Here is a 25,730-nt window from a genome sequence, read left to right as displayed (position 1 = left end):
GGGCAGGATGAGCAATTTTAACAGCTCAACCTGCCCTTTTCGTCTTCTGCGCAAAATGGTGTGCTTGTTCATGGTGTACAATACCATTCCTACTCCCCATCTTCTGTCCCGATACTAATCAGCAGGTTAGTGAAAAATGCTGCTCGTTCTGGGATTTGGCTGATGATGATGTGTTCGTTTCTTGCGTGGATTCCGTCTCCGATGGTACCGAGTCCATCCAAGGTTGGGATTCCCATGCTGGCTGTGAGGTTTCCGTCGCTTCCTCCTCCAACCGATGCTTCTTTTAACTTGAAGCCTTCTTCTTTTGCTGCTTCTTTAGCGGTCTGGAATAAATCTTTTGTATCTTGATTTCGTTCCATCGGTGGGCGTGAAATGCCTCCTCGAACGTCAATACTTGTTCCCTCTGTGAAGGGTGTCAGCCCACATATTACTTCATCAATATTTTCTTGTTCCTCACTGGTTTTCGCTCGGACATCGATGCCAATCTCTGCAAAGTCAGCCACGACATTGAGCTTGCCTCCGCCCTTAACAAATCCAACATTGACGGTGGTTCCAACCTCATAATCTGTTAAGGATTCTAAAAAATCGATGACCTTGGCAGCCTCTTGAATGGCACTTGCTCCTTCATGATGGTTGTTGCCAGCGTGGGCAGCCTTACCGGTAATATCGATATAATAACGCGCTGAACCCTTTCTTGCCGTTTTTAAAGCACCCGTCTTAACAACGGGTGGTTCTGTAACCAACGCATAATCGCAATCCTTCGCTATTTCTTCAATGACATAGCGCGATGTCGGACTACCCACCTCTTCTTCACTGGTAAAAAGGAATACAATTTTCTTTGAGAACGGGATATTCAATTCCTTAATGGCTTTTATTGCCCAAATAGCTTGTACCAAGCCACCCTTCATATCCAGGATGCCAGGTCCATAGGCACGATTGCCTTCGATTTTAAACTCTAAATCGCCAGGCTCCCAAACCGTATCAAAATGGGAAAGGATTAAGATAGTTTCGTCTCCTTCCCCGAATTCAAATTTTAGGTGATTTCCGTATTTCTCTTCTTCCAACACTTCTGCCCGTTTACCAAAATCGCGATATAAAAGCTCCTGAATCCTCTCTCCGCACTGGTCGACGAGTTTTTTATTCATTGATGGAGAATCACATTCGACCAGAAACTTGATATCATCTAAAATCTCATGCAAATGGTCCTCCATAAACTGCCTTATGGAATCCATTATTATCACGCTGCTTTCTAGTGTATTTGATAAATCCTGCGAATGATTCATGCAGTCCCAGATTAATCCGATTGTACTATTATAACATTTATATTATTCGTTTTAACCTGGCATGATAGGCTTTCCACTCGTAATGGCAATGGTTGCATAATCCACATTTAGGACGTGTCCATAATGGTTAATAAGCAGTGGGTCTTCATCTGTACTAAGACAAGTAAGTTATAGCAGCCAAAAACCTGACCCTCTCCCTATCGCAACAAAAGTCCCAAAAGCCTTTTCTTTTGCATTGGACTAAAAATGTTTGTTAACCTAAACAATGTACTGAATTATCTAAAAATATTTGGAGGGGTTGGATGAAAAAAATAAAGATATTTGGTTTTTTAATGATGGCAGTGATGCTGGTTTTAGCTGCATGCGGATCGGACGGTGCAAACAGCGGTGGGGATGAAGGCTCTGGTGAAGACGGTGGCAATACCTACACTGTTGGTACGGATACGACTTATCCTCCGTTCGAATTTGAAGATGGCGGCGAGTATAAAGGAATCGATATCGATATCATCAATGCCATTGCAGAGGAAGAAGGCTTTGAGATCGAATTGAAGCCAATGGACTTCGGCGGCATCATCCCGGCAATCCTTGCTGATCAGCTGGACGTAGCCATTGCCGGCATGAGTATCACGGATGACCGAAAAGAAAAAGTCGATTTTTCAGATCCATACTTTGATGCCGGATTAACACTTGTTGTTTCAGAAGATAACAACGACATTACCAGCGTTGATGACTTGAAAGGTAAAGTTGTCGCCGTTAAGAATGGTACAACAGGTGCTGACCATGCCGAGAAAATTAAAGATGAATATGGCATTAAAGAAGTACGCCAATTCAATGATAGCCCGTCCATGTTCCAGGAAGTTGCAAACGGGAACGCAGATGTATTGATTGAAGACTACCCGGTTATCGCGTATGCGATTAAAACAAGCAACCTTGACCTGAAGACTGTCGGGGAACGCCTGAATGGCGACCAGTACGGCATCGCTGTAAAAAAAGGCGAGAACCAGGAACTGCTTGAAAAGATCAATAGCGGCCTGAAAAAAATCAAGGATAATGGCAAGTACGACGAAATCTTGAACACTTATCTTGAAGAGTAGGAATTTTCTCAGCGCGCTCCCGAAAAGCGCGCTGTCTTTTTCTAAAACTTGAAAGGAGCTAGAATATGGAGATTTTTCAGGAAGCCCTTCCCGTCCTATGGGCCGGGATAAAACTGACAGCGTATATAACACTTCTCGGCTTGATGTTTGGGTTCATCATTGGTTTGATTACAGCGCTATTCCGCCTGTCACCGATTCCGCCTCTAAGGTGGATTGCGATTTGGTTCATTAACTTTGTACGCGGAACACCTTTCCTAGTTCAATTATTCTTTATTTACTTCGGATTGAATTCACTTTCCTTTATTTCATTCCAACCTGTAACAGCTGGGATCATTGGGATTGCTATCAATGCAGGTGCCTATATAGCGGAAATTGTCCGAGCCGGCATCCAGTCCATCGATAAAGGACAGACAGAAGCTGCACGAACATTGGGACTGACGAGTGCGCAGACAATGCGTTATATCATCCTGCCGCAGGCGTTAAGAAGAATGCTGCCGACATTCGTAAACCAGGCAATCATCAGCCTGAAGGACACCTCGCTCCTGTCTGTCATCGGAATCGCTGAACTGACACAAAGAGGGCAAGTCGTCGTATCGGCAACCTATGAACCTTTTAAAGTATGGGGGATGGTGGCACTCATGTACTTCATATTGATTTACTTGCTGACCAAACTCGGCGACTTTATAGAGAGGAGGTATGAACTGCGATGAGTGTGATCCAGGTCAATAATCTTAAAAAATCCTTTGGGGAACTTGAAGTCTTAAAAGATATCAGTACAGAGGTGAAAGAGCAGGAAGTGGTCTGTGTCGTAGGTCCTTCCGGTTCTGGAAAAAGCACCTTCCTGCGATGCTTGAATAGACTCGAGGATATCACAGATGGCCATGTCATCGTGAATGGAAATGATATCACCGACCCTAAAATCAACATCAATAAAATTCGCCAGGAAGTAGGGATGGTGTTCCAGCACTTCAACCTCTTCCCTCATAAAACGGTGCTGCAAAATATTACGCTGGCACCGATCAAAGCCAAGGGTGTCGACAAAGATGCTGCAAGACAGACAGCCCTCGAACTTCTCAGAAAAGTAGGCCTCGAGGAAAAGGCAGACAGCTATCCCGGAGAATTATCAGGCGGACAGAAGCAGCGTGTCGCCATTGCAAGGGCACTTGCCATGGAACCAAAGGTCATGCTGTTCGATGAACCTACCTCTGCCCTCGACCCCGAGATGATTGGAGAAGTCCTCGAGGTTATGAAAGACCTCGCCCGCGAAGGCATGACAATGGTCGTCGTGACTCACGAAATGGGGTTCGCCCGTGAAGTCGGAGATCGCGTCATCTTCATGGACGGCGGATATATCGTTGAAGAGGATGTACCAGGCGAGTTATTTGGTAATCCTAAGCATGAACGTACTAAGGCGTTTCTTGGGAAAGTATTATAATTAGGACTGTGGAAGGGACGTTTCATGCTTCTTCACATGTCCCTCCTCCTTCAATACAAGAGCGGTTACTACTTTCTTTCAATATGTTTTTCAACTAATCTCCTAGTTTATTTAATTTCGAGATTGAAATTTTGTCATCGCACCGAAGCTCTCGCTGTCGGCTTTGCATCGAACTTTTCGAGTTTGTTTTTCTTATTCTTTTAATCCAAATGGATACCTATACGATTAAAAGCACTTTATTTAAGACACCAAACAAAAAACTCCATTTCTAGAAGAAGCCTAGAAATGGAGTTTTCTTTTTTTGGAATATGCGCTCTTTCAATGGTCTCGTACCGTCACATCGTTCCAAAAATATTTAATTTCTCACCAGACTATCATTTTTCTTCATCAATTGTTTAAACCTCGAAACCACATGCTTAACGGTAAACCCACTTTCTTCTAAAAGCTTATCCGCTGGACCTGATGCGCCAAACTCATCAATGGTAATGGTTTCTCCATGAGCTCCGATATATTCTCTCCAACCAAGGGAAGATCCTAATTCGATAGCTAAACGAGCTGTTATACGGCTTGGTAGCACGCTTTCTTTGTATTCACTGGATTGTTTTTGGAATAAATCCCAGCTTGGCATGCTTATAACAGAAACGTGAATGCCTTCGTTTGCAAGTTCAGTTTGTGCTTCTAGTGCTAAAGCAACTTCAGAACCTGTTGCCAGCAATAGACCTGCAATTTCACCTTTCGCTTCAGAAACGACATACGCTCCTTTTTTCACACCTTCAAATACTTCTTCTTGATCCAACCAAAGTGTTGGCAAGTCTTGGCGGGTTAAAACCAGCGCAGTTGGATGGTCCTGGCTTTCAAGTGCTAAACGCCACGCAGCCACTGTTTCTTTCGCCTCTGCCGGTCTGATGACTGACAAACCAGGCATTGCGCGTAAAGATGCCAACTGTTCTACTGGTTGGTGTGTTGGTCCATCCTCCCCGACCGCAATGCTATCGTGTGTAAATACATGAGTGACAGGCAACTTCATCAATGCAGCAAGTCGAATCGCTGGGCGGAGGTAATCTGAGAATACAAAGAATGTAGCCCCAAATACTTTTACGCCCCCATGAAGGGCCATTCCGTTAAGTGCAGCACCCATAGCAAATTCTCGTACACCAAACCAGATATTTCGTCCGGCATACCCATCCAGACCAAAGTCCTTTTCAGCTGAAAGCATCGTTTTATTGGAGCTAGCGAGATCGGCTGAGCCTCCAATAAGTTGTGGAAAGACCTTTGCTGCCGCATTCAATGTTTGACCAGATGATGATCTTGTTGCAAGTTTTTCCCCAGGAACAAATTCAGGAAGAGCCTCTTGCCAATTGTTAGGCAGGTCCCCTTTCACAGCGGTTTCCAATTGCGAAGCAAGTACTGGGTAAGCTGCTTTATAAGCAATGAACTGTTCATACCAGGCTAGTTCTTTTGCTTTCCCTTCTTCAAGCACGCTACTAAAATGAAGCTTTACTTCTTCAGGAATATAAAATGGTTCTTCATATTCCCAACCGTAAACTTCTTTTGTTAATTTAATTTCCGTTTCCCCAAGGGGTGCGCCGTGACTAGCTGAAGAACCAGCTTTATTTGGGGACCCATAACCGATGGTTGTTTTTACTTCAATTAATGTTGGACGCTCCTGATCCGCCTTTGCTTCCTGCAAGGCCTTTTGTATGGCAACAACATCGTTTCCATCTTCCACTCGAAGAACCTGCCAGCCATGAGCCTTGAATCGACCTTGAACATTTTCGGAGAATGATTGACTTAAATCTCCATCCAAGGAGATGTCATTTGAATCATATAATACAATTAGTCTTCCTAATTTCAAGTGACCAGCAAGAGAAGCAGCTTCTGCAGAAACACCTTCCATTAAATCACCGTCTCCGCAAAGACTATAGGAATAATGGTCAATTATTTGAAAGTCCTCTCGATTATAACTCTCAGCAAGATGTCGTTCGGCCATTGCCATTCCAACAGCCATCGCAATTCCTTGACCTAGCGGACCTGTGGTAGCCTCGACACCAGCCGTGTGTCCAAATTCAGGGTGCCCCGGTGTTTTACTTCCAAACTGCCGGAAGCTTTTTAAATCTTCCATTGAAACATCATAACCAAATAAATGAAGCAAGCTATAAAGAAGAGCAGATCCATGACCGGCAGATAAAATAAACCGGTCACGGTTCAACCAATCAGGATTAGAAGGATTAAAGTTCATTTCTTTCGCCCATAATGTATAGGCCATAGGCGCCGCGCCCATTGGTAAGCCTGGATGTCCGGAGTTTGCTTTCTGAATCATATCCATGCTCAACGTACGTATCGTATTAATTGCTTGTAAACTTATTGAATCCATTCCTAAAATCCCCTTTACTATATAGGCAATCTTAAAATTTGACTGTAGCGTTTCAACAAGTTGGATAATGATTCGGCAGAACAAATATCCCGCCAGCACCATCCAGACTTTCTTCTTTTAAGACTAAGCAGAGCATCAATAGAACAGCAACCACAGAGATTTTACTTTGACGAAAAGTTATTCTCATAATCAGTGATTTTTACTACACGTCTCTCATGACGACCGCCCTCATATTCCGTTTCAAGCCAAACCTTTACCACTTCTCTCGCAAGACCGTGACCAATGACCCTTTGTCCCATTGCCAGGACATTGCTGTTGTTATGCAAGCGAGTATACTTAGCACTGAAGGTATCGTGTGCAAGTGCACAACGAATCCCTCTCACTTTATTTGCCATAATGGACATGCCAATTCCAGTTCCACATATCAGGATACCTTTATCGACAGACTTGTTGGCCACTTGTTCACACACTTTTAAAGCATAGTCAGGATAGTCGACTCTCTCTTCTGTATAGGCACCCAAATCTTGATATTCAATACCCAGCTCTTCAAGTTCCTTCTTAATTTCTTCTTTCATTGGTAATGCTGTATGATCACATGCAATAGCAACCTTCATATTCAGTGTCCTCCCGGTTATGGTTAATCGATTAACCAAAAAGCAGTACTATAATCAATAGCCTATTGTGTCTTTTTCCAAAAGTTAAACACTGGTTGAGTTCCTGCTAACTAATGTTACTGGCAGCTTAATAACATCATTTGTATGGATATTAAGTTCAATTCGGTTGATCAAATTTTCAGCAGCTTTCTGACCCATTGCTTCTTTATCCTGATGAATTGAAGAGACAGAAGAGTATTTAGCTAAATTGATATTATCAAAACCTATAATTTTTACCTCTTCAGGAATCTTAATTCCATTCTCTTCTAACGCCAATTTCGCCCCGAAAGCTAACCAATCAGTGGTGGCAAAAACTCCATCAAAATCGAAATTCCCATTTTTAATTAACTCTTGGACAGCCTTTTTACCTTGTTCAATTCCAACCTCTACATTTAGAACTTGTTCTTCTTCGTCAAACGGAATTTTCTTCTCTTTTAACGCAGACTTAAAACCCTTTTGCCGCTCCAATGTAGGGTGACCTACACGGTAATCCCTTATTAGCAGGATCTTTTTGCATCCCTTATCAATCAATTCCCTTGCGGCAAGATAGCCGCCCTGAAAATTATCAGAGGTAATGAAGGCTGCATTATGAGCCATCGGCTTTCTGTCAATACAAACGACTGGCAAATTGGTTTCAACATTGAACAGTTCATCACTACCTATAAGGTGAATTAAACCGTCAACTCCCTTTAACTCTAGCTCTTTTATATACTGTAGCTCTTTTTCTCCATTTTCATCTGTATTACAGATAAATACAGAATATCCTTTAGGTCCACAATATTTTTCAATCGCTAATACAATTTGCGCAAAAAATTCATTTGTAATATCAGGAACAATTACGCCAATTGTTTTAGATCGTCTTGTTCTCAGACTCTTGGCGACAGCATTTGGCCGATAATCATATTCTTGAACAACATCAAGAATTTTCTTCCTTGTTTCCTCCGAATATCGCCCAGTATTGTTCAGAACTTTTGAGACAGTAGCCGTTGAAACCCCTGTTAATTCCGCTATTTCCTTTATTGTTAGCTTCTTCATTTAACATCTTCCAACTTTCTATTTGTCTACAAAAAGTATAACACAACTATACTTCCTTTTATGAATAGTTAGATATCAGCAATTGGAGCTGTAAACCAGTTTGTCCTTATAAATCCTGTTACCTAGTGAAAATCGATTTTCCAATATAATTGTCATACAGATTCGTTGCTGCACCTAAGACACCTGCCGCATTTGTATCTTCTGCATATTCAATCACAAGCCCATTGGCTGGATAAGGTTTTCTGCAATAGCGGATGATCTCATTTTCTAATTGGCTTTTTGGAAAATCCTTCATACCAACTACTCCTCCGCCAATCATTACTAAATGTGGGTCGAAGATGTTGATCTCTGTTGCAATTGGCACAGCAAGGGATTTAATAAATTTAACAATATGCTCACTATTAGCGTATTTTGTAAAAACATCCTCAAATGGTACATCTGAAAAATATTCTTGATGAAGAAGTACCAATGTCTTACCCGAAGCATAGGTTTCAATACATCCTGTATTGCCACATTGACAAACAGCTTCGTCTCCTAAAACCGGGATATGGCCAAGTTCACCAGCAGCCCCATTTTTCCCATCTAGAAACCTATTATTTATATAGATAGAGTTGCCAAATCCTGTCCCAATGTAAAATCCAAGAATAATTTCATCATTTAATACTTTTCGTTGTGATATTTCAAAATGAAGCAAATGATTCACATCATTTTCTATGACAACTGGAACTCGAAAATAATTCTGGATAGGATCTGCGATATTTATATCATTAATGTTTAAGTTTGTTGTAGCTAGTACTCTTTTCTTGTCTTTGCTGACTACGGATGGAAATCCCATTCCAATTCCTAATACATCACTGTTTCCCAGGTTTGCCTGAATAAATCCATCTAGAAATTGAATTAAGGATTCAACTGGATGGAGGTTATCCAAAATATCAGCAATTTTCTTTTTTTCAAAGAAATGTAGCTCTTTGTCAGGAGTAACCGCTCCAACTCTTAAATGCGTTCCCCCAATATCAACACCAATGACGTATTTCATTTTGTTTGTTTCCATTTTGGCGCTTCCTCACTTCATTTTCTTTTAAGCAGCGGGCATCCTAGAGAGATTCGGTTAGCAAAGGATGAACCTAACCACTCTTTACAAACTAGCAATCTTCTTTACTTCGCTCTCGTAGGTTTCCATCATTAATTCCCATGCCTTAGATACATCTTCATCAAGATTGAACAACCCTGAAGTACCAACAATCAATACTTCTGCTCCTGCTTCAACAAGCGTTTTAAACGTTCTTTCATTACATGAACCATCAATCGTAATAAGGTATTTATACTGGTTCTTCTCTTTCAACTCTTTAGCTTCCTTGATTTTATCTACCATCTCAGTAACAAACTTCTGACCCGCAAACCCAGGATCAACTGTCATGATAGTTAATTTATCAACATGATGAATATAGTGTCTGATTGTTTCGATTGGAGTAGCCGGATTTAAAACCACACCGAATTTTTTACCTCTGGATTTAATATGGTTAATCAGCCTGAAAGCATCACCATTAATAGTTTCAGCATGAAGACTGATATAATCTGCTCCTGCATCAATCGTCATATCGACAAAGTCAGCTGGATTTTCGACCATAAGGTGAGCATCAATCGGCAATGTAGAGATCTTCTTTAATTGTTCAATGAAAAATGGTGATAGAGTAATATTCTTTACGTAATGACCGTCCATTATATCGACATGGTAAAAATCAGCCTTTTGATTTAATGCCTCAACCTGCTCTTTGAATTTTGATAAGTCCATACACATTAAGGATGGTGAAAATTTTGACATCGTTTTATCCGCCTTTCAAATTTGTTATTAATTTATTCTTTTTTACCTGCGATAAAGCTATCCAATGCAACTGCCCCGATAATTAGAGCTCCCATTACAATTTGCTGGTAGTAAGTAGATACATTAAGGATATTTAGACCATTATTGATGACACCGATAATCAATGCCCCCATGATGACCCCTGTAATTTTTCCCTTACCACCGAAAAAGCTTGTTCCTCCAATGATTGCGGCTGCGATTGCAAATAACTCAAAGCCAGTTCCTGCTAGTGGTTCAGCCGCACCAAGACGGGCTGTCAAAACGACACCACCAATTCCAGCAGCCATGCCAGAAATCATAAATACGATGATTGTGTGAAGTCCCACGTTGATTCCTGAGAACCATGCAGCTTGTTTATTCCCACCCAATGCATAAATATTTCTTCCCATTTTGGTTTTGTTTGTAATAAAGATTAAGGTGCCAGCTAACCCAAGTGCGATAATAACTGGAATGGGAACGAACCAAAGCCAGCCAGCAACACCTAGGGTAAATTCCTGAGGCAACCCATATACGGGGCGCGCATCTGAAATTATTAGTGTTAATCCTCTAAAAATGGAAAGAGTACCCAATGTAATGATAAAAGGATGCAATTTTGTCTTAACAATTAGGAACCCATTAACAAAACCTAATACTGCCCCTAAAATAACTCCACCTAAAATGACCGCTAAAATGACCGGTACACCCATAACGAGCAATTTCGCTGTAATCATTCCTGTCAAAGCCATAATTGATCCTACCGATAAATCAATACCAGCTATCAGAATAGGAAAGAATTCCCCCACACCTACAATGATATTAATGGAACTTTGCAGGATGACCTGTGTAAGGTTTGATATATTAAAGAAGTAAGTTGGAGAAAGGATCCCCATTATTAAAACCAGTAGAACCAGGATTCCGAAAGTACCGTATTTTTGCCAGATAATCTTAACCTTTTCTCTCATATTCATACTCTCCTTAAGATGTTGCCTTTTCCATAATTCTCTCTTCTGTTGCTTCCTCGCTTGAGAGGATTCCGTTTAGCCGGCCATCATTAAAGACCGCAATACGATCACAAATACTCAGTAGTTCTGGAAGTTCGGATGAAACAACCAATACACCTTTACCACTATCTGCGAGTTGGCGCATGATCTTATAGATTTCACTCTTGGCACCTACATCAATTCCTCTAGTCGGTTCATCAAAAATAAACAAATCAGAGCCTGCTGCAAGCCATCTTCCGATAATGACCTTTTGCTGGTTTCCCCCCGATAATTCGGTGATGTTTTGGTGAACTGAAGAACACCGGATAGACATGGCCTCTTTTTGTTTTTCAGCCCATTCTAACTCCTTCTTCGTGTTTACAAGCCCATACAGTCCACCAAATTTGGAATCACTAGCCAGAGAAGAAATGGAGATGTTTTTCCAGATTTCAAAGTTAGGAAAGAATCCTGTCTCTCTTCTATTCTCAGTAATATAGGCAATATTGTTTTTAACGGCATCATACGGATTCTTCAGTTTTAGCTTTTTACCATTCAGGTTGATTTCTCCCGAGCTAATTGGTTCAGATGCAACGATTGAATTCATAAGCTCCGTTCTACCTGATCCAATCAGTCCTGCAAACCCTAATATTTCACCCTTGTATAGCTCAAAGTTAATATCTTTTACCTTCCCATCTTTTCTCGTTAAATTCTTCACTTCAAAAATAACTTCATTGGTTCCTTGGTGTTCGTGGCTGCCAGTATATTTTGATTGCAGCTCACGCCCAACCATCAACGTAATGAGCTCATTGGTTTCGGTTGTTGCAAGCTCTCGTGTTGTTACATATGTGCCATCTTTTAAAATCGTAATCCGGTCACCTATGATTTTAATTTCTTTCAGTTTATGAGAGATGTAGACAATTCCAACGCCTTCACTCTTTAGTTGTCGGATTACTTTAAACAGCTTTTCAATTTCTCCATCTGTTAAGGATGAAGTCGGCTCATCCATGATCAGAACCTTCGCCTCAGATGCAAGTGCTTTTGCAATCTCAACCTGCTGTTTTTCCGAAATAGATAGATCACCAACAAGTTCAGATGGCTTACGTTTTAGTCCCACACGCTCCAGGAGATCGACTGTCACTTTTTGCATATAGTCTTTATCAACTACCTCAATACCGAAAACCTTCTTTGTAGGCCATTTGCCTACAAAGATGTTTTCAGCGATAGATAAGTCATTGATAACACTAAGCTCCTGATAAATGATACTGATCCCATGTTCCGCAGCTTCCTTTGGAGATAAGTTGGAAAATTGACGATCTCCGATTTGAATACTTCCTTCTGTCGGTTCGTACACTCCACAAAGAATTTTCATTAGTGTAGATTTACCCGCTCCGTTTTCACCCAATAAAACATGCACTTCTCCAGGGACAAGAGAGAAATCTACATCTTTCAATGCTGTTACACCAGCGAATCTCTTCGTTATTTTCTCCATCTTTACCAGGGCGTTCATATCACACACTTCCTACTCTTTTCTATTATTCGCTAACAATATATGAAGGGACTGTAACGATTTCCGGTTCTACACCTTCCGTAATAACCTTATTTTCTTTCACAGCCTCCACAAGTAACCTTAAACTTTCACGGCCGATTTCAGCTGAATCCTGCGCGACTGTTGCAGTTAAACCGCCATTTTTCACAGATTCAATCGCTTCTGGCTGGCCATCTGTACCAACAACAATGATTTGATCTTGTTTACCAGCATTTTGAACAGCTTGAAGTGCACCAAGAGCCATCGTATCATTTGCAGCATAAATCGCTTTCAAGTCCGGGTATCTTTGAATCATGTTTGACACTACATCAAGTGCTTTATTGCGATCCCAATCAGCTGGTTGACTAGCAACTAGTTCAATACCCTCAGCTGCTTCAAAAGCATTTGCTGCCCCCTGTCGTCTTGCTTCCCCAGAAGCATTTCCAGATTTACCTTCAACAATCGCCACTTTTCCTTCTTTAATTGCGTCTACGATGAATTGGCCAGCCTGCTCTCCAACCTTCACATTATCAGTAGTTACAAATGCATTGACATTCCCGCCTGCATTTTTCAATTCATCCATGTCCACTTTTTCATCGATATTAACGGTAGGAATTCCATCCTTGTATGCGTTTACAGCCGGTTGAATAAGGTTTACTGGAGATAATGGAGCAAAACCGATACCGTCATAATCTTTGATCAATAAGTCTTCAAAAATTCTAAGTTGCCCTTGAAGGTCATCTTCGGACTGTGCAGCAAGGATTTCAACCTCTACACCAAGCTTTTCTGCTTCTTCTTTAATTCCTTCTTCCATAGCAACCCAAAATGGACTTGATAGCGTTTTCAATATCATGGCAACTTTAACTTTCTCATCTCCAGATCCTTCAGCCTTTTCATCTGTTGCTTCTTTTCCTCCTGTCGGACCAGCATTACATCCAGCAAGTAATAAAGCAAAAACCATAAATACAATAGGGAAAATCTTAAATTTTTTCATCGAGATTGCTCCTTTTAGGTTTTTAGAAATAAATTATAAAACATTACCATTAATCTAAAATCTTCGTAAACTACTAGGTTTGGTTAAACGATTAACCACTGCGTAAGATGTAAGATCAAAGCATATGATTTTTATTCACTTGATTAATATAATAACAATTAACCTTCTTTTTCCTATTGCTTAAAAAGTATATCCCCCCTTGAAAATTTTTGATTGTGGAAAATCGATTAACCAAAAATGATATCGACTAACGATTTTCCACAGTTTAAAAGATTTAAACAAACTTGGGAAAACGATTAACCAAATGTAATCCCTTACAATTTTTATAATATTTTAATATCTATCCTTTGTCAATTCAAGAATTAAATAAAATTATTAAATTCACAAAAAGTTCTAAATCATTAGGTTTATACATACGAATCTAAAACTCTCATTAATCTAACGACAAGATCACCTAAGTTTTAACAGATCTGATACTCTATCTAATCTGGTATAAGGGTGTGGACACCAGTAAACTTCTGGCATCCACAGACCATAATGGGAGGTATTTATCGCCTCCCGCATAATTTCAACTCCCAAATGTGGCCAAGAGAACCTTCCCCTCGTCCCGTCATTTACTATCCTGCAGCAACCCCATTTCCCTTGACGATTCAAAATTAAAATTGCCTTTTGGGTTGGCTTTGGTTGGGAGCATTTCTACGAAAGGAAATAGTTCTTTTTGGGCTACTTCGTAAACCCTGCCTAGTTCCTTTACCGGGTCAGGATGCTCATCGACTCGCAGGTCCACCAATGGATATTCCTCGGTACTGACTACTTTTACCGCGGCGGATTGTCTGCCACGCTTGTCGCCGCCGGCATCCTGTCCAGCCTGAAGGGCAATGATCAGCCTTTCTGCAAGCGACTTCCCCTTGCTGTTCTCGAATGCCTTGGCGGTTTCGAGAATCGTGTCTTCCCCGACAAGCATATTTCCTGCGACACCGTAGTTTTCGCCGACAACCTGGCCGTTCCAACCATCACACTTTTCGCCAGTGAAGGCAACCGCCTTCCCGGTATTGTCGACAATGACAAACTGTCGGATTGCCGGTTCAGGATCTTCCTCGAGAATTCGCTCCTTTACTTCCTCAGCAGATAGTCCTTCCTTCAAATATTTAAGGCCGTTGATACCGATATAAGGGTTAACAAAAGATTGGGTAGCAATCCCACCAACACCAGCTTCTACGAACGGGCACAGGGTTCCGACAGCCGGCACCCTCGTTGTCACAGCAACACCAAATTGTCCGGTTTCTTCACATCTTGCTGTAATTGAAAAAGTCATTTTCAAGTCCTCCCCTTTCTAAATCTATTAAAATTCTAATCTACTACCCATAACATCTTCGATAAACGTTTTTAAAGCATGTACCCCATAAACGCAGTCATTCAGTGAGGTCCATTCAAGCGGGTTGTGACTGATGCCGTTCTTGCTCCTGACAAATAACATCGCCGCTGGATACTTTTCTCCTACAATCATCGCGTCATGGCCAGCTCCACTGGGAATGAAAACAGGCTTTATTCCGTTTTTCCCCACTGCTGTAACTAACTTGCTCTGAAGGTGTTGGGCAATTGGCATCGGCTTGATTTTTGTATTGGAGCTTGTCCTGACCTCGATGCCCCTCTCAGCTGCTATTCTTTCTGCATTTTCCTTAATCAGCTCCACCAGCTGGTCTCGGGTGTCTTCATGGATATCACGGATATCGGCAATCATTTGCACTTCCTGAGGGATTACATTAATTCCGTTTGGAGAAACATTGACTCTTCCCACAGTTGCGACCGCTGTTCCGGAAACCTTCTCTGGAAGCCCTTCAATTTCCTGAAGGAACATTCCCGCAACCACTAGCGGATCTTTGCGTCCAACCATTGGCGTATTTCCCGCGTGACCGGCTTCCCCAGTAAAAGTGACTTCCAGCCAGGCGGGCCCTGCAATGCCACTGACGATTCCGACAGGTTCATCCTCTCTTTCAAGGACCTTTCCCTGTTCAATATGAACTTCGACAAACAGCTCAATTTCCCTGCCATGGTTCCTTGCTTCAATATACTTGTCAAAACTACTTCCATATTCAGTGATTACTTCATCAAACGTCATTCCGTTTTCGTCATATAGTCCCTTTAATTCCTCCGGGCTAATCTGGCCCATGAAAGCGCGGCTTCCTGTCAGTCCGCTTTTGAATCGTGATCCTTCCTCATCGGAAAAAATGACAACTTCATATGGTTTTTCAGGTACATAGCCCTGTTCCTTCCAGGACTGGGCTATCTCCAATGCCGAAATAACACCAAGCGGCCCGTCAAAATGGCCGCCGTTGGGCACGCTGTCGAGATGCGATCCGGAAACAACGGAAGGTCCGTCATTTTTGCCTGGCAGCTTCCCGAACACATTTCCAGCACCATCAACCGTGACAGAAAGGCCTGCGTCCTCCATCCATTTTATGACCAATTCCTTCGCCTGTTTTTCAAACAAAGAATAACCTGGGCGGGTCACCCCGCCGCTTTCCTGCAAACCAATTCTTGAAAGTTCGCTAAGCCTGCTCGCAATCCGATCCCCACTTACGCCCGAGTGGCTTAGCTCCTGGTTATAACCATCCATCAGTCTTACATAAAAAGTTTCTATTGCTGTTGTATCCTGCATGCTTTCACCCCGTTGCATTTAAAAATTCTCACCAAATTTTCTTCCTCTTCAGTTCATAAAGGAAATAACCAAAGATATAAAACATCAGTCCGCCTGATCCGACAATACTTACCCAAATCAGTATATTGAATGCTTCTGGTGAAATGATCATTTGCGTGTCACCTCCGGTATAGTTCCGACCCGATATAGTTGTTCCCAATCATAATTTGCAGGTTTCACCATGCTGCCAACCCAGCAGACGAGGAAGGAAATCCATCCGCTTACAACTACACCCTGTAGCGAACCAATTGTATAGTAAGCAATATATCCACCAATGACGGCAAGGATAGCTGCCCAGAAACTAACATCGGCATTCAGCTTTTTCCAGAACAGGCCATAAATGATTGGGAAGACAAATGCCGCGTTGATAACACCAAGGAAAATGAGCATCTGCAGCATAGTCAGGAATTTCGGCAAGCTGATGAGAAGTGCCAGAATTCCAATGACCACCGTCAGGCCCTTTGCCATTTTAAGCAGTTTTTTATTATCCGCATTTGGATTAATTGATTTATACACATCATTTAAAATTAGCGAAACCAATGAGTTAAGAATCGCCGCGATAGTAGAAGCAAGGGCAGACCATACTCCGACAAGGAAGACCCAGCTAACAAATTCGCCGCCATAAATCTCGGCAATATATGGTGCTACCTGGTTTACCTGTTCTGGCGCCTGACCGGTACCGATCGCTACGAAAGCAAGGGTAGCTGTGGCAAGCGGAACGAAGAACCAGCCAATCCCGGCAAGTGAGAAGATGCTCATCAATTTTTCTTTCCGGACTGCATATGCCCTTTGCCAGAATGTGTTATCCATGAAAACCTCGCCAATGCCCATCATCGCTCCGGCAAACATGAATAGGATTCCAGACGGCAGCAGCAAATCGAGTTTTTCCGGTGCCAGCTTTTGTATCCCCTCATATACAGGCGCTACGCCAGTAGTAAAGTACACAATCGGCGGAACGACAATAACTACAACGAATATGAGCATAACCTGGAAGAAAGCAATTCCTGTGACAGACGAGAAGCCGCCCATCGAAGCATAGATAATGACGATCAGGAAAGTCAGCACTACAGCAAGCTCATAAGGAATATGGAAAGTCTGCTCGAGCAGGAGGCCGCCCCCGATTCCCTGGGTCATCAGCAAACCGAAAATATAGATGAATACCATGAGTAAAAAGAAATAATAGTTCTTTTTGTCGAATCGGTTCTTGTAAAAGTCGCCGATTGTCTTTCCATTTGGAATGATGGCGTGAATCCTTTTGCCGAGTGGTGAGAATGCGACTACAGCCACGCCGCCCAAAAAGGAATAGGCAATTGCTCCGATAGCCCCCATGCCGTATGCTGCTTCAGGAGCTGCCATGATGGTGTTGCCTGTTACCCAGAAGGCAAGGAGGGAAGTAGTTCCAAAGGCGACACCGAGCTTACCATTTCCTGAAATATAATCATCAGCGGTGGAAACCTTCCTCGAAATGTACCAGCTAGTTACGATGAAGGCTGCTCCCAGTGCCAGAATAACAAGTATATTAACCCAAAGATCGCTCATCCTGTCCTACCTCCTCCTTTTTGCTCGTGTATTCCATTTCCCCATAAAGACCGACCATTGGTCCAAAAGTGGAAACGATTACAATTACAAACAACAAAATACTTGCTGCAATCCAGAATGCCATCATCATGTCCCCTTCCAATTAATTTACTGATAATTATATAAAATTCTGAAATTTAATTATATGTCTGAATCAGACAAAGTAAACAAGCCGACTTTGTCTCATTAAGACAAAGTCGGCTTATTTAGATATTGATTGATTTTTAACGCCAGATAAAGTTCTAGTCCCAATTCTCCAACCAAATCGTCAATTTCCAGAATCTTTTTGATTCTATTGATCCGGTATTTCACTGTATTCTCATGAAGAAACATCATTTCGGCCGTTTTCTTGGTACTCTGGCTATTGGCAAGATAGCATTCCAATGTTGCTGCAAGTTCAGTGTTATGCTGGTAATCATATTCTAGTATTTTATAGAGGTCCATTCTCAAGAAGCCTTCAAGTTCTTTTTGATCCATACCTAGAAATAGCCGGTACATCCCAAGCTCCTTATACGTCATAAAATATGAGCCAGGATGGTCAATCTGCTTTATATAATCTACACAAACTAAAGAGTCCTGTAAGGAATAATGAATGTCGGAAAAAGCACTAAAAATCCTGCCTACTCCAGCGTGGAGCGGGAATCGTTCTGCCAGGCTGGACACGAAATCACGAATCTTTTTATGAAAGTCAGCCTCAACTACCGTCTCCCTTAGGGAAAATAAAATAGAAAAGCGAAAGCCGTCTTCATAAACCAGGGTTACCTCCGGAACAAGGGTCAGATTCCTGTGAAGCTGCCGGGAAAAGCTTGGTTTTAACCCAATCCCGCCATTATGGTCGTAATTGTCAGCTAGTTCCACTGTCAAAAAAGCATAAACATCATTCTTTCGATATAAGCCATTTTTTTTAAGGATATCCATGCCTTTATCGGGATTTTTTAAAATATCATTCATAATTGAACGCTGATAACTGAACTGATTGGAGATATTCTGATTCAATGATTGGATTTCCAGTGCAAAAACAGTCGTTGCCTGCTCAATCGCAAAGATATCCAGGGAATCAAGCACTTCATGCTTTTCAGCTGCCACAATCAGCACCCCTGCCAGCTCTTTATCGATTGTGATCGAAAAGAAGTAGACCTGATATTCATCTCCTTCAATGTAGACCTTTTTATTAAGCGGCAGCTCACCATTCCACGAGCCTTCCTCTTTAATAAAATCACTGATTTTCTCAATTTTCTTATCTGTATAAGCTAGCAAATCAAAAAATTCATTAAACACGCCTACCGTTTTGTTGATTAATTCTGATAGTGTCTTGGTAATTACAGCTAAATCCTGATTTGACATATACACTTTTGTTAATTCCCGGTGAATGCGGTTCGAACGCTCATTCCTGGAAATCAGCGTGGCATTTTCAATAGCAATTACGGCCTGGGCAGCGAAGGTCTGAAGAAGCATAAGGTTTGCCTGATTAAACTGGACGTTTTCTGAAAAGCTATCAATCGTCAGCACGCCGATGCAATTTCCTTCCGTAATCAACGGGGCACAGATTGTGCTTGTCGGTATCTGGTGGTCTTTCCCAAGCGATTTTTGGTAGAAATCCATATTCGTTGGTGAGAGATCGGACATCCCCTTATATGTATCAGTGCCAGAAGTGAACAACAACGGCTCCTTCAATACAAGCGTCTTGCCACTCATTCCTTCATTAGGCTGAAGCGCCACTTTCCCCATATATTCCATATTAAAACCGACAGCAGACTTAGCCTTCAGGTATTCCTTTTGTGAATCCAAAAGGAATAGAACACTCGCGTCCGCCCAATCGAAGACACTCAGTACCTCTTCTATAATCAATTGGAGAACCTCATCAAGGTCCCTGGTAGAAGTCAAAGCCTTAGTAGCATTTATTAAACTCATAAGCTGCTTCTCAGTATTCATTTGGTTCCCCGCCCCTTTTCGATGGTATCTAAAACCATCATATAAGGAAATCAATCTTACGTCATCTGATCAACATTTCCTTGTTCTTTTAGGCTTCTTAAAAGTCACTGCTTTACAATACTTGAGATAGGACCTTCATATTTAATTTGTACCTCTCTTCAGCCTCGCACCCCTCATTCGACTTTCGAGCGGGACAAGAGAACCGTCCCTATGTCCCGCTCATTTGATTGATGTACCTAAAAATGAATGAAGGGACATGAGAACCGTCCCCATGTCCCTCCTCTTCATTTATTTAGAATGACGAATGGGGCGCGAGAACCGTCCCTACGTCCCACTTAAAACTCTATCGCCCGATAATCAAACGGGTCTATCTTTTTCAGCATCACAAGTTCTTCTTTCGTAGGTTCTGCCGTGTACTTAATTTCATCATAAAGCAGTTCGAATCCGGTATTGTCTTTTACCTCTTGAAGTGAAGAGGTTGGGTGGATGGTGTCGAGATACAGTTTGCCGTTTTTGAATTCGAATACGCAGAGCGGAGTCACGATTTTCCATAGGTTCCCTCTTGTAGTAACGAAGTCTACTTGTTCGACGAAGGTCCTGATGTCGTGCTTCGTCCGCCAAATGATCGCTTTCTTCGCTGTCGGTATTAACACGGCGCTTCCTGCTCCACCAGGCAGGCGAAGCTTCGGACGATGGTAGTCACCTATTACCGATGCATTTACATTTCCATTGATGTCAAACTGGATTCCTCCAAGGAATGCCACATCCAGCCGTCCTCGCATCGAGAGGTCAAACACTTCTTCCAGTGGGAAATAGGCTTCTCCGCTATCAAGCAAGTCAGCACCAGCAGAAGAGTAGGATGCATGCCGGATGGAGCCGGGATTGACCCCGCCCGGGATGTTCAGGTGAACTAAGTCTGGAGCATGCATTTGCTTGGCCAGGCTCATTGCGACCATTGGCAGGTGCGATGAGACACCATGGAACACCGTTTCCCCGTCCTTCAGCATATTGGAGATGGCACATGTCATGATATCAACAGGTCGATAAGATTGTGTCATAGTCTGTTAGCCACCCTTTCCCCTTGATGATCTTTCGATGTATAGCTTGATAGATAGCCCTGGATTTCTTCCTTTGTTTTCATGCCGATAAAAGACGTCAGTGATTTCTCATCAATGTCATACTTTTTATAACAAGAAGTCGGACTTGCACCTTTTGGCGCATGGACGACGGCGCTGACCAAGAATGAAGGGATATCGACGTATTCTGCATTGAGCTTCATTTTACTGTCAGGAACAATTTGTTCAGTGGTGATAATGACTTTCTTAGCTGCCCTGCTGATCAGCACATCTTCAAACTTTGGTCCATAAATACGTGCATTCCCATGCGCGTCGCATTCCTGGACATGAATGACAGCAACGTCAGGAACAATTGTTTTCACAAGCGTGACGGGATTTCCGCTGAATGGATCCTCCACGACCATAAAATAATCATTTTTCTCCAGAAGTTCGCCAGCAACCAGTCCTTTTACCGGCATAAAAGGTACATTCATCTGGGCTCCGCGGAGGGCACAAATTACTGTATAACAAGCATGCTCGTTCCCTTTAACGCTGCCGTCCTGCACCGCTTTCCGGTAATGTGATGCAAGACCGAACTTGGTCTCATAGCTGACAAAGCCAGCATCCACTGACGCAACACTGCCCATCGCACATAAAAGATCAATGTCATGGGCTCCTGCTGTTTTTACAATTTTGAGCTCCTTTTTTCCCTGTCTGGCAATTTCACGGACGAATGCCATCGGGGCGCGGTGGAGGACATTCCCTCCAAACGCAACTGTATCCCCATTATTCACATAAGCTGCTGCTTCTGCTAAACTCTTCACTTTCTTCATAAAAAATCCACCACCATCACTTTACTGCATTGCAGGCGATATGCACCGCATCCCAAACTCCTGCAAAGGGCGGCGCGTAACATAGGTCTGCCATTCCCAGGTCGTCAGCTGTCATATTCGCGTGGATCGCGACTGCGAAAATATCGATCCTTAATACAACGCCTTTGTTGCCAATTGCCTGTGCACCAAGAATTCTCCGTGTCCTTTTTTCGCAGATCAGCTTAATCCAAATCGGAGTTTGGTTCGGATAGTAACCCGGATGGTCCGCACTTTTTACAAAAACAGTTGTATAATCCATGTTCAATTTCTTCGCGTCATCTTCTGACATTCCCGTCCTTGCCATCTCAAGGTCAAAAACCTTGATGGCCGCGCTGCCGAGTGTTCCGACGTACTTCTGGTGATCTCCAGCAATATTCGCACCAGCCAGCCTGCCGCATTTATTGGCATTTGTCCCAAGCGGGATATAGCTGTTTTCTTCCATGACTTTATTGTAGACAAGGGCGCAATCCCCGGCTGAATAAATATCCTCGATGTTCGTGCGCATTTCCCTGTCAATCACAACCGCCCCATTCTCAGCAAGGGCAATTCCGGAGCCATCAAGGAAACCAGTTGCCGGCTTCACGCCAAGGGACAGAAGGACCAGGTCTGCTTCATATTCACCACGATCTGTTTGAACCTTCGCAACCTTTCCTTCGCCGGTGAAGCCCAGGACCTTTTCATTCAGGTTCAGCTGGACTCCCTGCTTGCGAAGCTCATCTTCAGCCATGTCGGTTATTTCTTTATCGAAGGTCCGCATGATCCTGTCTGACAGTTCAATAACTCGGATATTCTTGCCGAGATGGCCCATCGCTTCAGCTACCTCGATACCGATATAGCCCCCGCCGACGATGACCACATTCCTCACCTCTGGGTTGCTGGCTATCTCCTGCAGCCTGATCCCATCCTCCAACGTCTTGAGCACATGAATATTCTCCAATTCCCTGCCGCTGAAAGGCGGGACGATTGGATGCGTGCCAGTGGCAATCATCAACTTATCATAGCTGTCGAGGAACATTCGCTTACTCTCTAAATCGCGGATCATGACCTGTTTTTTTTCCGGAACGACCTTGACGACCTCGTGCCTTAATTGGATTTCCATACCCATTGATTCAAATTGTTCTTTTGTCCGGGCGATCATTTTTGTATAATCGTCATTTTCTCCAGAAACATAGTACGGAAGTCCACAAGCACCATACGACAGAAAGCTGCCGCGCTCATACACAGTGATTTGGGCATCCTTGTCCATTCTGCTTAGTTTGGAAGCTGCAGACATTCCTGCTGCAACTCCGCCAATTACGATTAGCTTCATCATGTATTTCTCCCGGACATTATTTTTAAAATTTCATCCTCCGCTGCCTGTAGAGCTTCGGCAGGACTTTCTTTCCCAATAAAAGCTTGATGGATGTGAGTATATAAAGATGCCATTCTATCCCCAGCATCATCCATCTTCGGCAAAGGCTTTGCATAACGGTTAATGGATTCCTGTAAAATTGGATACCACTCATGGTGCCCTGCCTCATAAGAGGATTTCCTTATAGGAGCACCCGAGTAGCTGCCGACCACCCGGTCTATGGGGGGAGCAGTTAAGTAACGAAGGAATTCATTCGCAAGCTCTTTATTGGGCGAATTCTTGTTGACGGCAAATCCCCAGGTCACAGTCCACGCTGTAGGAATGATCGCAAAACCAACATCTTCTTTCTCGAGGCAGCGGTCATCCATGACAAATCCAAGCTGCCCGCCCCATGTAATCGCAAGTGCTGCACGCTTTTCCTGGAACGTTTTCCTCACTTCGTCATTGCCATATGTATGTGAATCTTCAGGAGCAAACTTTCTGAGGGAAAGATACTTTTCGAGTGCCTGTACTCCTTTTTCTTGATTAAAAGAAGGGCGGAACGATTTACCGTCGAATGCATCAATCCCTTCATTACGTAAAAAAGGAAGGAAATCAAGGAAGATTTCACTTTCGTGCGCCTTCAGGCTGATCCCAGCCATCCCATCCTGGCCGTGCAGTTTTTCCGCAAGTGAAATGATTGTATCTGTATCTATCACATCAGGAAGCTTGCCGCCAAAGGCTTGTTCAGCCAGGGATTTTCGATATAAAAGAATATGCCCATCGCAAAAAGATGGGTACAGGTATGGTTTCCCTTCAAATGTTACTTCGGTACGGATTTCTTCCATTATGTCGACTTCATTGTAGGATTGGTGTTTTGTATAATTTACTTCAGCGATAAGGCCCTTTTTTATAAAATCCTTCAGCCACAGATGGCCGGCCACCATCACAATATCAAAGTCACTCTTTCCTTCAAGCGCTTCCATCATCATGCCATAATAATCCACCCACGGAACAATCTTGAAATGGACATGCATTTCCTTCGCTTTATTATAGGTGTCGACGATGGAGTAACGAGGATCTGTGTACGCATAGACTGCAGGATCGCCGACTGCGAGAACTTTTAAGATTGAAAACATTTGAGTTTCCACCACCTGTCATCTTAATCTTTTTTTAATGGTTCATGATCGATGATGCCTATCACAGCAGCATCGATCGGTGCCTTCCTGCTCAGGCCGTTTTCCACCACACTGCCCCTGGAAACAAGGACTAGCTCTCCAATACCAGCGCCAATTTCATCCGCCGCCACGAAGCTATCCTCCACATCCCCGAAATAAGGCTGGATGACAAGGAGCTTGAACCCTTGCAATTCATTATATTTTCTCGTTGATACGACATTGCTGATTACCCGGCCCATGATCATGTTTCACGCCCCCTTTTAGGGAATAATTTTTAGCAGCTCGTTACCTGCCAGTCCAAATGCATTCGCATCATCTGTATCGATATGCATATCCAGTGCATAGTTCTCTCTTACCCGGATCATAACCTGCCCCATGATACCCGCCTTCTCTCCATCTACTAGGACAGACACCTTTTGTTTATCGCGGACGCCGAACTGTGCAGCGTCTTTCGGGGTCATGTGGATGTGGCGATCGGCAATGATACATCCTTCCTGTAAAACCACTTTCCCTTTAGGACCGATAATCGAGATCGGTGAAGAGCCTGCTAGATTGCCAGAGTTGCGGACAGGAGGGTTGAGGCCGAGTTTCCTGGCATCGGTCCTCGCGATTTCCACCTGTGTTTGACTCCTTAGCGGCCCAAGAATCCGCACCTTCTCGATTTTGCCTTTCGGACCTTCTATCGTTACTTGCTCATTGCAGGCGAATTGTCCCGGCTGAGAGATCTCTTTCAACTTCGTCAAAGTGTATCCTTCGCCAAACAGCTGGCTGACATGTTCTTGCTGAAGGTGTACATGCCTGGCGGATACACTGACAGGGACATATTCTTTTTGTGTCGGTTGATCCAAAAGATTGTGCTTCTTCAGCTCCTCAACTACGGATCTCGTAATCTCAGACAATAATTCTTGATGATTGATGTTCATCATTATTTAATTCCAGTCAATAATTTTGCTACATCTCCATGCGGTCTTGGAATGACATGAACTGCAACAAGCTCTCCAACTCTTTGAGCCGCTTCAGCACCGACTTCAGTCGCCGCCTTTACAGCTCCTACTTCACCAGTCACGATAACAGATACAAGTCCAGAGCCAATTTTTTCACTGCCAACGATTTCAACATTTGCTGCTTTCAGCATAGCGTCCGCTGCTTCAATTGCCGCTGTAAGACCCCTTGTTTCAATAATCCCTAATGATCCGTTCATGTATGATTCCTCCTGAAATTGTTTATAATTTTTGCTTACTAAGTTATAGAAATTGCTGAAATTGAGTACTTCTGCACGAGTTACTACATGATTCCTTCACTGCAACCGAACTCAGGCTTACTTCGGAAAGGTTTGACATCTTCTCTGCCAAAGTTGTCCGAACTCAGGCTTACTTCGGACAGGTTTGAGATCTTTTCTGCCAAAGTTGTCCGAACTCAGGCTTACTTCGGACAGGTTTGAGATCTTCTCTGCCAAAGTTGTCCGAACTCGGGCTTACTTCGGACAGGTTTGACATCTTTTCTGGCAAAGTTGTCCGAACTCGGGCTTACTTTGGACAGGTTTAGGATCTTTTCCACCAAGGTTGTCCGAACTCAGGCTTACTTCGGACAGGTTTAGGATCTTTTCTCCCAAAGTTGTCCGAACTCGGACTTACTTCGGACAGGTTTGAGATCTTTTCTGACAACGTTGTCCGAACTCGGACTTACTTCGGACAGGTTTGATATCTTTTCTCCCAAAGTTGTCCGAACTCGGCCTTACTTCGGACAGGTTTGAGATCTTTTCTGACAAAGTTGTCCGAACTCAGGCTTACTTCGGACAGGTTTGACATCTTTTCTGGCAAAGTTGTCCGAACTCGGGCTTACTTCGGACAGGTTTAGGATCTTTTCTCCCAAAG

At 43.0% G+C, this 25,730-nt stretch carries 25 protein-coding genes; 3 read left to right on the top strand and 22 right to left on the bottom strand.

Annotated elements, in window-relative coordinates:
* Positions 1-89 precede the first annotated feature (89 nt).
* The gene (locus AB5I83_RS08690; RefSeq protein WP_448974543.1) at positions 90-1,199 is read right to left on the bottom strand and encodes a M20 family metallopeptidase; all 1,110 of its coding nucleotides are present in this window, start codon (positions 1,197-1,199) and stop codon (positions 90-92) included.
* 386 nt (positions 1,200-1,585) lie between these two features.
* Between AB5I83_RS08690 and AB5I83_RS08685 the strand changes: the two genes are divergently transcribed.
* The 3 genes from AB5I83_RS08685 to AB5I83_RS08675 all read left to right on the top strand — a co-directional run bounded on the left by AB5I83_RS08685 (position 1,586) and on the right by AB5I83_RS08675 (position 3,812).
* Positions 1,586-2,377, top strand: a complete 792-nt coding sequence (locus AB5I83_RS08685; RefSeq protein WP_448974541.1) for a transporter substrate-binding domain-containing protein — start codon at positions 1,586-1,588, stop codon at positions 2,375-2,377.
* A gap of 65 nt (positions 2,378-2,442) precedes the next feature.
* Positions 2,443-3,087, top strand: coding sequence for an amino acid ABC transporter permease (locus AB5I83_RS08680; protein WP_448974539.1), 645 nt, complete (start codon positions 2,443-2,445; stop codon positions 3,085-3,087).
* The gene (locus AB5I83_RS08675; RefSeq protein WP_448974537.1) at positions 3,084-3,812 is read left to right on the top strand and encodes an amino acid ABC transporter ATP-binding protein; all 729 of its coding nucleotides are present in this window, start codon (positions 3,084-3,086) and stop codon (positions 3,810-3,812) included. The genes AB5I83_RS08680 and AB5I83_RS08675 overlap by 4 nt, the downstream gene beginning before the upstream one ends.
* A 355-nt stretch (positions 3,813-4,167) precedes the next feature.
* Here the strand turns inward: AB5I83_RS08675 and tkt are convergent, their stop codons facing one another.
* The 21 genes from tkt to AB5I83_RS08570 form a co-directional block, all read right to left on the bottom strand.
* On the bottom strand, positions 4,168-6,186 hold the full coding sequence (gene tkt, locus AB5I83_RS08670; protein WP_448974535.1) for a transketolase: 2,019 nt from the start codon (positions 6,184-6,186) through the stop codon (positions 4,168-4,170).
* A gap of 161 nt (positions 6,187-6,347) precedes the next feature.
* Positions 6,348-6,800, bottom strand: coding sequence for a ribose 5-phosphate isomerase B (rpiB, locus tag AB5I83_RS08665; RefSeq protein WP_167831242.1), 453 nt, complete (start codon positions 6,798-6,800; stop codon positions 6,348-6,350).
* An 84-nt stretch (positions 6,801-6,884) separates the two neighbouring features.
* Positions 6,885-7,874, bottom strand: coding sequence for a LacI family DNA-binding transcriptional regulator (locus AB5I83_RS08660; protein WP_448974533.1), 990 nt, complete (start codon positions 7,872-7,874; stop codon positions 6,885-6,887).
* Between the two features lie 118 nt (positions 7,875-7,992).
* A complete protein-coding gene (gene alsK / locus AB5I83_RS08655; protein ID WP_448974531.1) occupies positions 7,993-8,925 on the bottom strand; it encodes an allose kinase in 933 nt (310 codons plus the stop codon).
* Between the two features lie 84 nt (positions 8,926-9,009).
* Positions 9,010-9,696 (bottom strand): D-allulose 6-phosphate 3-epimerase, encoded by a 687-nt coding sequence (gene alsE / locus AB5I83_RS08650; protein ID WP_167831239.1) that lies wholly within the window; start codon positions 9,694-9,696, stop codon positions 9,010-9,012.
* Between the two features lie 32 nt (positions 9,697-9,728).
* The gene (alsC, locus tag AB5I83_RS08645; RefSeq protein ID WP_448974529.1) at positions 9,729-10,676 is read right to left on the bottom strand and encodes a D-allose ABC transporter permease; all 948 of its coding nucleotides are present in this window, start codon (positions 10,674-10,676) and stop codon (positions 9,729-9,731) included.
* Between the two features lie 13 nt (positions 10,677-10,689).
* A complete protein-coding gene (locus AB5I83_RS08640) occupies positions 10,690-12,201 on the bottom strand; it encodes a sugar ABC transporter ATP-binding protein (RefSeq protein WP_448974527.1) in 1,512 nt (503 codons plus the stop codon).
* Between the two features lie 25 nt (positions 12,202-12,226).
* On the bottom strand, positions 12,227-13,213 hold the full coding sequence (gene alsB, locus AB5I83_RS08635) for a D-allose transporter substrate-binding protein (RefSeq protein WP_448974525.1): 987 nt from the start codon (positions 13,211-13,213) through the stop codon (positions 12,227-12,229).
* Between the two features lie 610 nt (positions 13,214-13,823).
* Positions 13,824-14,528 carry a DUF1028 domain-containing protein gene (locus AB5I83_RS08630; RefSeq protein ID WP_448974523.1) on the bottom strand — a complete coding sequence of 235 codons (705 nt, stop codon included), beginning with the start codon at positions 14,526-14,528 and terminating at the stop codon, positions 13,824-13,826.
* Between the two features lie 27 nt (positions 14,529-14,555).
* Positions 14,556-15,872: a M20 family metallo-hydrolase gene (locus AB5I83_RS08625; RefSeq protein ID WP_448974521.1), complete on the bottom strand. Its 1,317-nt coding sequence runs from the start codon at positions 15,870-15,872 to the stop codon at positions 14,556-14,558.
* A 28-nt stretch (positions 15,873-15,900) separates the two neighbouring features.
* Complete coding sequence (locus tag AB5I83_RS08620) at positions 15,901-16,023, bottom strand: hypothetical protein (RefSeq protein ID WP_264163815.1); 123 nt, start codon at positions 16,021-16,023, stop codon at positions 15,901-15,903.
* The gene (locus AB5I83_RS08615; RefSeq protein WP_448974519.1) at positions 16,020-17,450 is read right to left on the bottom strand and encodes a sodium:solute symporter family transporter; all 1,431 of its coding nucleotides are present in this window, start codon (positions 17,448-17,450) and stop codon (positions 16,020-16,022) included. Before AB5I83_RS08615 ends, AB5I83_RS08620 begins: the two co-directional genes overlap by 4 nt.
* Positions 17,431-17,580 carry a hypothetical protein gene (locus AB5I83_RS08610; protein WP_448974517.1) on the bottom strand — a complete coding sequence of 50 codons (150 nt, stop codon included), beginning with the start codon at positions 17,578-17,580 and terminating at the stop codon, positions 17,431-17,433. The genes AB5I83_RS08615 and AB5I83_RS08610 overlap by 20 nt, the downstream gene beginning before the upstream one ends.
* A 95-nt stretch (positions 17,581-17,675) precedes the next feature.
* Positions 17,676-19,421: a helix-turn-helix domain-containing protein gene (locus AB5I83_RS08605; RefSeq protein ID WP_448974515.1), complete on the bottom strand. Its 1,746-nt coding sequence runs from the start codon at positions 19,419-19,421 to the stop codon at positions 17,676-17,678.
* A 335-nt stretch (positions 19,422-19,756) separates the two neighbouring features.
* A complete protein-coding gene (locus AB5I83_RS08600; protein ID WP_448974513.1) occupies positions 19,757-20,479 on the bottom strand; it encodes a CoA-transferase subunit beta in 723 nt (240 codons plus the stop codon).
* Positions 20,476-21,309 carry a CoA transferase subunit A gene (locus AB5I83_RS08595; protein ID WP_448974511.1) on the bottom strand — a complete coding sequence of 278 codons (834 nt, stop codon included), beginning with the start codon at positions 21,307-21,309 and terminating at the stop codon, positions 20,476-20,478. Before AB5I83_RS08595 ends, AB5I83_RS08600 begins: the two co-directional genes overlap by 4 nt.
* Before the next feature lie 16 nt (positions 21,310-21,325).
* A complete protein-coding gene (locus AB5I83_RS08590) occupies positions 21,326-22,660 on the bottom strand; it encodes a CoA-disulfide reductase (protein WP_448974509.1) in 1,335 nt (444 codons plus the stop codon).
* Entirely contained in the window at positions 22,657-23,817 is a 1,161-nt protein-coding gene (locus tag AB5I83_RS08585) for an ABC transporter substrate-binding protein (protein WP_448974507.1), read from the bottom strand. The genes AB5I83_RS08590 and AB5I83_RS08585 overlap by 4 nt, the downstream gene beginning before the upstream one ends.
* Before the next feature lie 23 nt (positions 23,818-23,840).
* The gene (locus AB5I83_RS08580; protein WP_448974505.1) at positions 23,841-24,101 is read right to left on the bottom strand and encodes a EutN/CcmL family microcompartment protein; all 261 of its coding nucleotides are present in this window, start codon (positions 24,099-24,101) and stop codon (positions 23,841-23,843) included.
* A gap of 15 nt (positions 24,102-24,116) precedes the next feature.
* Positions 24,117-24,782, bottom strand: coding sequence for a phosphate propanoyltransferase (gene pduL / locus AB5I83_RS08575; protein WP_448974503.1), 666 nt, complete (start codon positions 24,780-24,782; stop codon positions 24,117-24,119).
* Positions 24,782-25,057 carry a BMC domain-containing protein gene (locus AB5I83_RS08570; protein WP_167831228.1) on the bottom strand — a complete coding sequence of 92 codons (276 nt, stop codon included), beginning with the start codon at positions 25,055-25,057 and terminating at the stop codon, positions 24,782-24,784. Before AB5I83_RS08570 ends, pduL begins: the two co-directional genes overlap by 1 nt.
* Between the last annotated feature and the right edge of the window lie 673 nt (positions 25,058-25,730).

This window comes from Mesobacillus sp. LC4 (assembly GCF_053543455.1).
Note: the sequence above shows the minus strand (reverse complement) of the source record. Positions and strands in the feature narration are given on the sequence as shown.

Excerpts from the sequence above, each read along its gene's own strand:
- AB5I83_RS08630 (WP_448974523.1), bottom strand. The coding sequence starts at position 14,528 with ATGACTTTTTCAATTACAGCAAGATGTGAAGAAACCGGACAATTTGGT.
- AB5I83_RS08570 (WP_167831228.1), bottom strand. The coding sequence starts at position 25,057 with ATGAACGGATCATTAGGGATTATTGAAACAAGGGGTCTTACAGCGGCA.
- AB5I83_RS08580 (WP_448974505.1), bottom strand. The coding sequence starts at position 24,101 with ATGATCATGGGCCGGGTAATCAGCAATGTCGTATCAACGAGAAAATAT.
- AB5I83_RS08615 (WP_448974519.1), bottom strand. The coding sequence starts at position 17,450 with ATGAGCGATCTTTGGGTTAATATACTTGTTATTCTGGCACTGGGAGCA.
- AB5I83_RS08680 (WP_448974539.1), top strand. The coding sequence starts at position 2,443 with ATGGAGATTTTTCAGGAAGCCCTTCCCGTCCTATGGGCCGGGATAAAA.
- AB5I83_RS08585 (WP_448974507.1), bottom strand. The coding sequence starts at position 23,817 with ATGTTTTCAATCTTAAAAGTTCTCGCAGTCGGCGATCCTGCAGTCTAT.
- alsC (WP_448974529.1), bottom strand. The coding sequence starts at position 10,676 with ATGAGAGAAAAGGTTAAGATTATCTGGCAAAAATACGGTACTTTCGGA.
- tkt (WP_448974535.1), bottom strand. The coding sequence starts at position 6,186 with ATGGATTCAATAAGTTTACAAGCAATTAATACGATACGTACGTTGAGC.
- AB5I83_RS08660 (WP_448974533.1), bottom strand. The coding sequence starts at position 7,874 with ATGAAGAAGCTAACAATAAAGGAAATAGCGGAATTAACAGGGGTTTCA.
- AB5I83_RS08685 (WP_448974541.1), top strand. The coding sequence starts at position 1,586 with ATGAAAAAAATAAAGATATTTGGTTTTTTAATGATGGCAGTGATGCTG.
- AB5I83_RS08600 (WP_448974513.1), bottom strand. The coding sequence starts at position 20,479 with ATGACACAATCTTATCGACCTGTTGATATCATGACATGTGCCATCTCC.
- pduL (WP_448974503.1), bottom strand. The coding sequence starts at position 24,782 with ATGATGAACATCAATCATCAAGAATTATTGTCTGAGATTACGAGATCC.
- AB5I83_RS08625 (WP_448974521.1), bottom strand. The coding sequence starts at position 15,872 with ATGCAGGATACAACAGCAATAGAAACTTTTTATGTAAGACTGATGGAT.
- alsK (WP_448974531.1), bottom strand. The coding sequence starts at position 8,925 with ATGGAAACAAACAAAATGAAATACGTCATTGGTGTTGATATTGGGGGA.
- alsE (WP_167831239.1), bottom strand. The coding sequence starts at position 9,696 with ATGTCAAAATTTTCACCATCCTTAATGTGTATGGACTTATCAAAATTC.
- AB5I83_RS08675 (WP_448974537.1), top strand. The coding sequence starts at position 3,084 with ATGAGTGTGATCCAGGTCAATAATCTTAAAAAATCCTTTGGGGAACTT.
- AB5I83_RS08595 (WP_448974511.1), bottom strand. The coding sequence starts at position 21,309 with ATGAAGAAAGTGAAGAGTTTAGCAGAAGCAGCAGCTTATGTGAATAAT.
- AB5I83_RS08620 (WP_264163815.1), bottom strand. The coding sequence starts at position 16,023 with ATGATCATTTCACCAGAAGCATTCAATATACTGATTTGGGTAAGTATT.
- rpiB (WP_167831242.1), bottom strand. The coding sequence starts at position 6,800 with ATGAAGGTTGCTATTGCATGTGATCATACAGCATTACCAATGAAAGAA.
- AB5I83_RS08605 (WP_448974515.1), bottom strand. The coding sequence starts at position 19,421 with ATGAATACTGAGAAGCAGCTTATGAGTTTAATAAATGCTACTAAGGCT.
- AB5I83_RS08640 (WP_448974527.1), bottom strand. The coding sequence starts at position 12,201 with ATGAACGCCCTGGTAAAGATGGAGAAAATAACGAAGAGATTCGCTGGT.
- AB5I83_RS08590 (WP_448974509.1), bottom strand. The coding sequence starts at position 22,660 with ATGATGAAGCTAATCGTAATTGGCGGAGTTGCAGCAGGAATGTCTGCA.
- alsB (WP_448974525.1), bottom strand. The coding sequence starts at position 13,213 with ATGAAAAAATTTAAGATTTTCCCTATTGTATTTATGGTTTTTGCTTTA.
- AB5I83_RS08610 (WP_448974517.1), bottom strand. The coding sequence starts at position 17,580 with ATGATGATGGCATTCTGGATTGCAGCAAGTATTTTGTTGTTTGTAATT.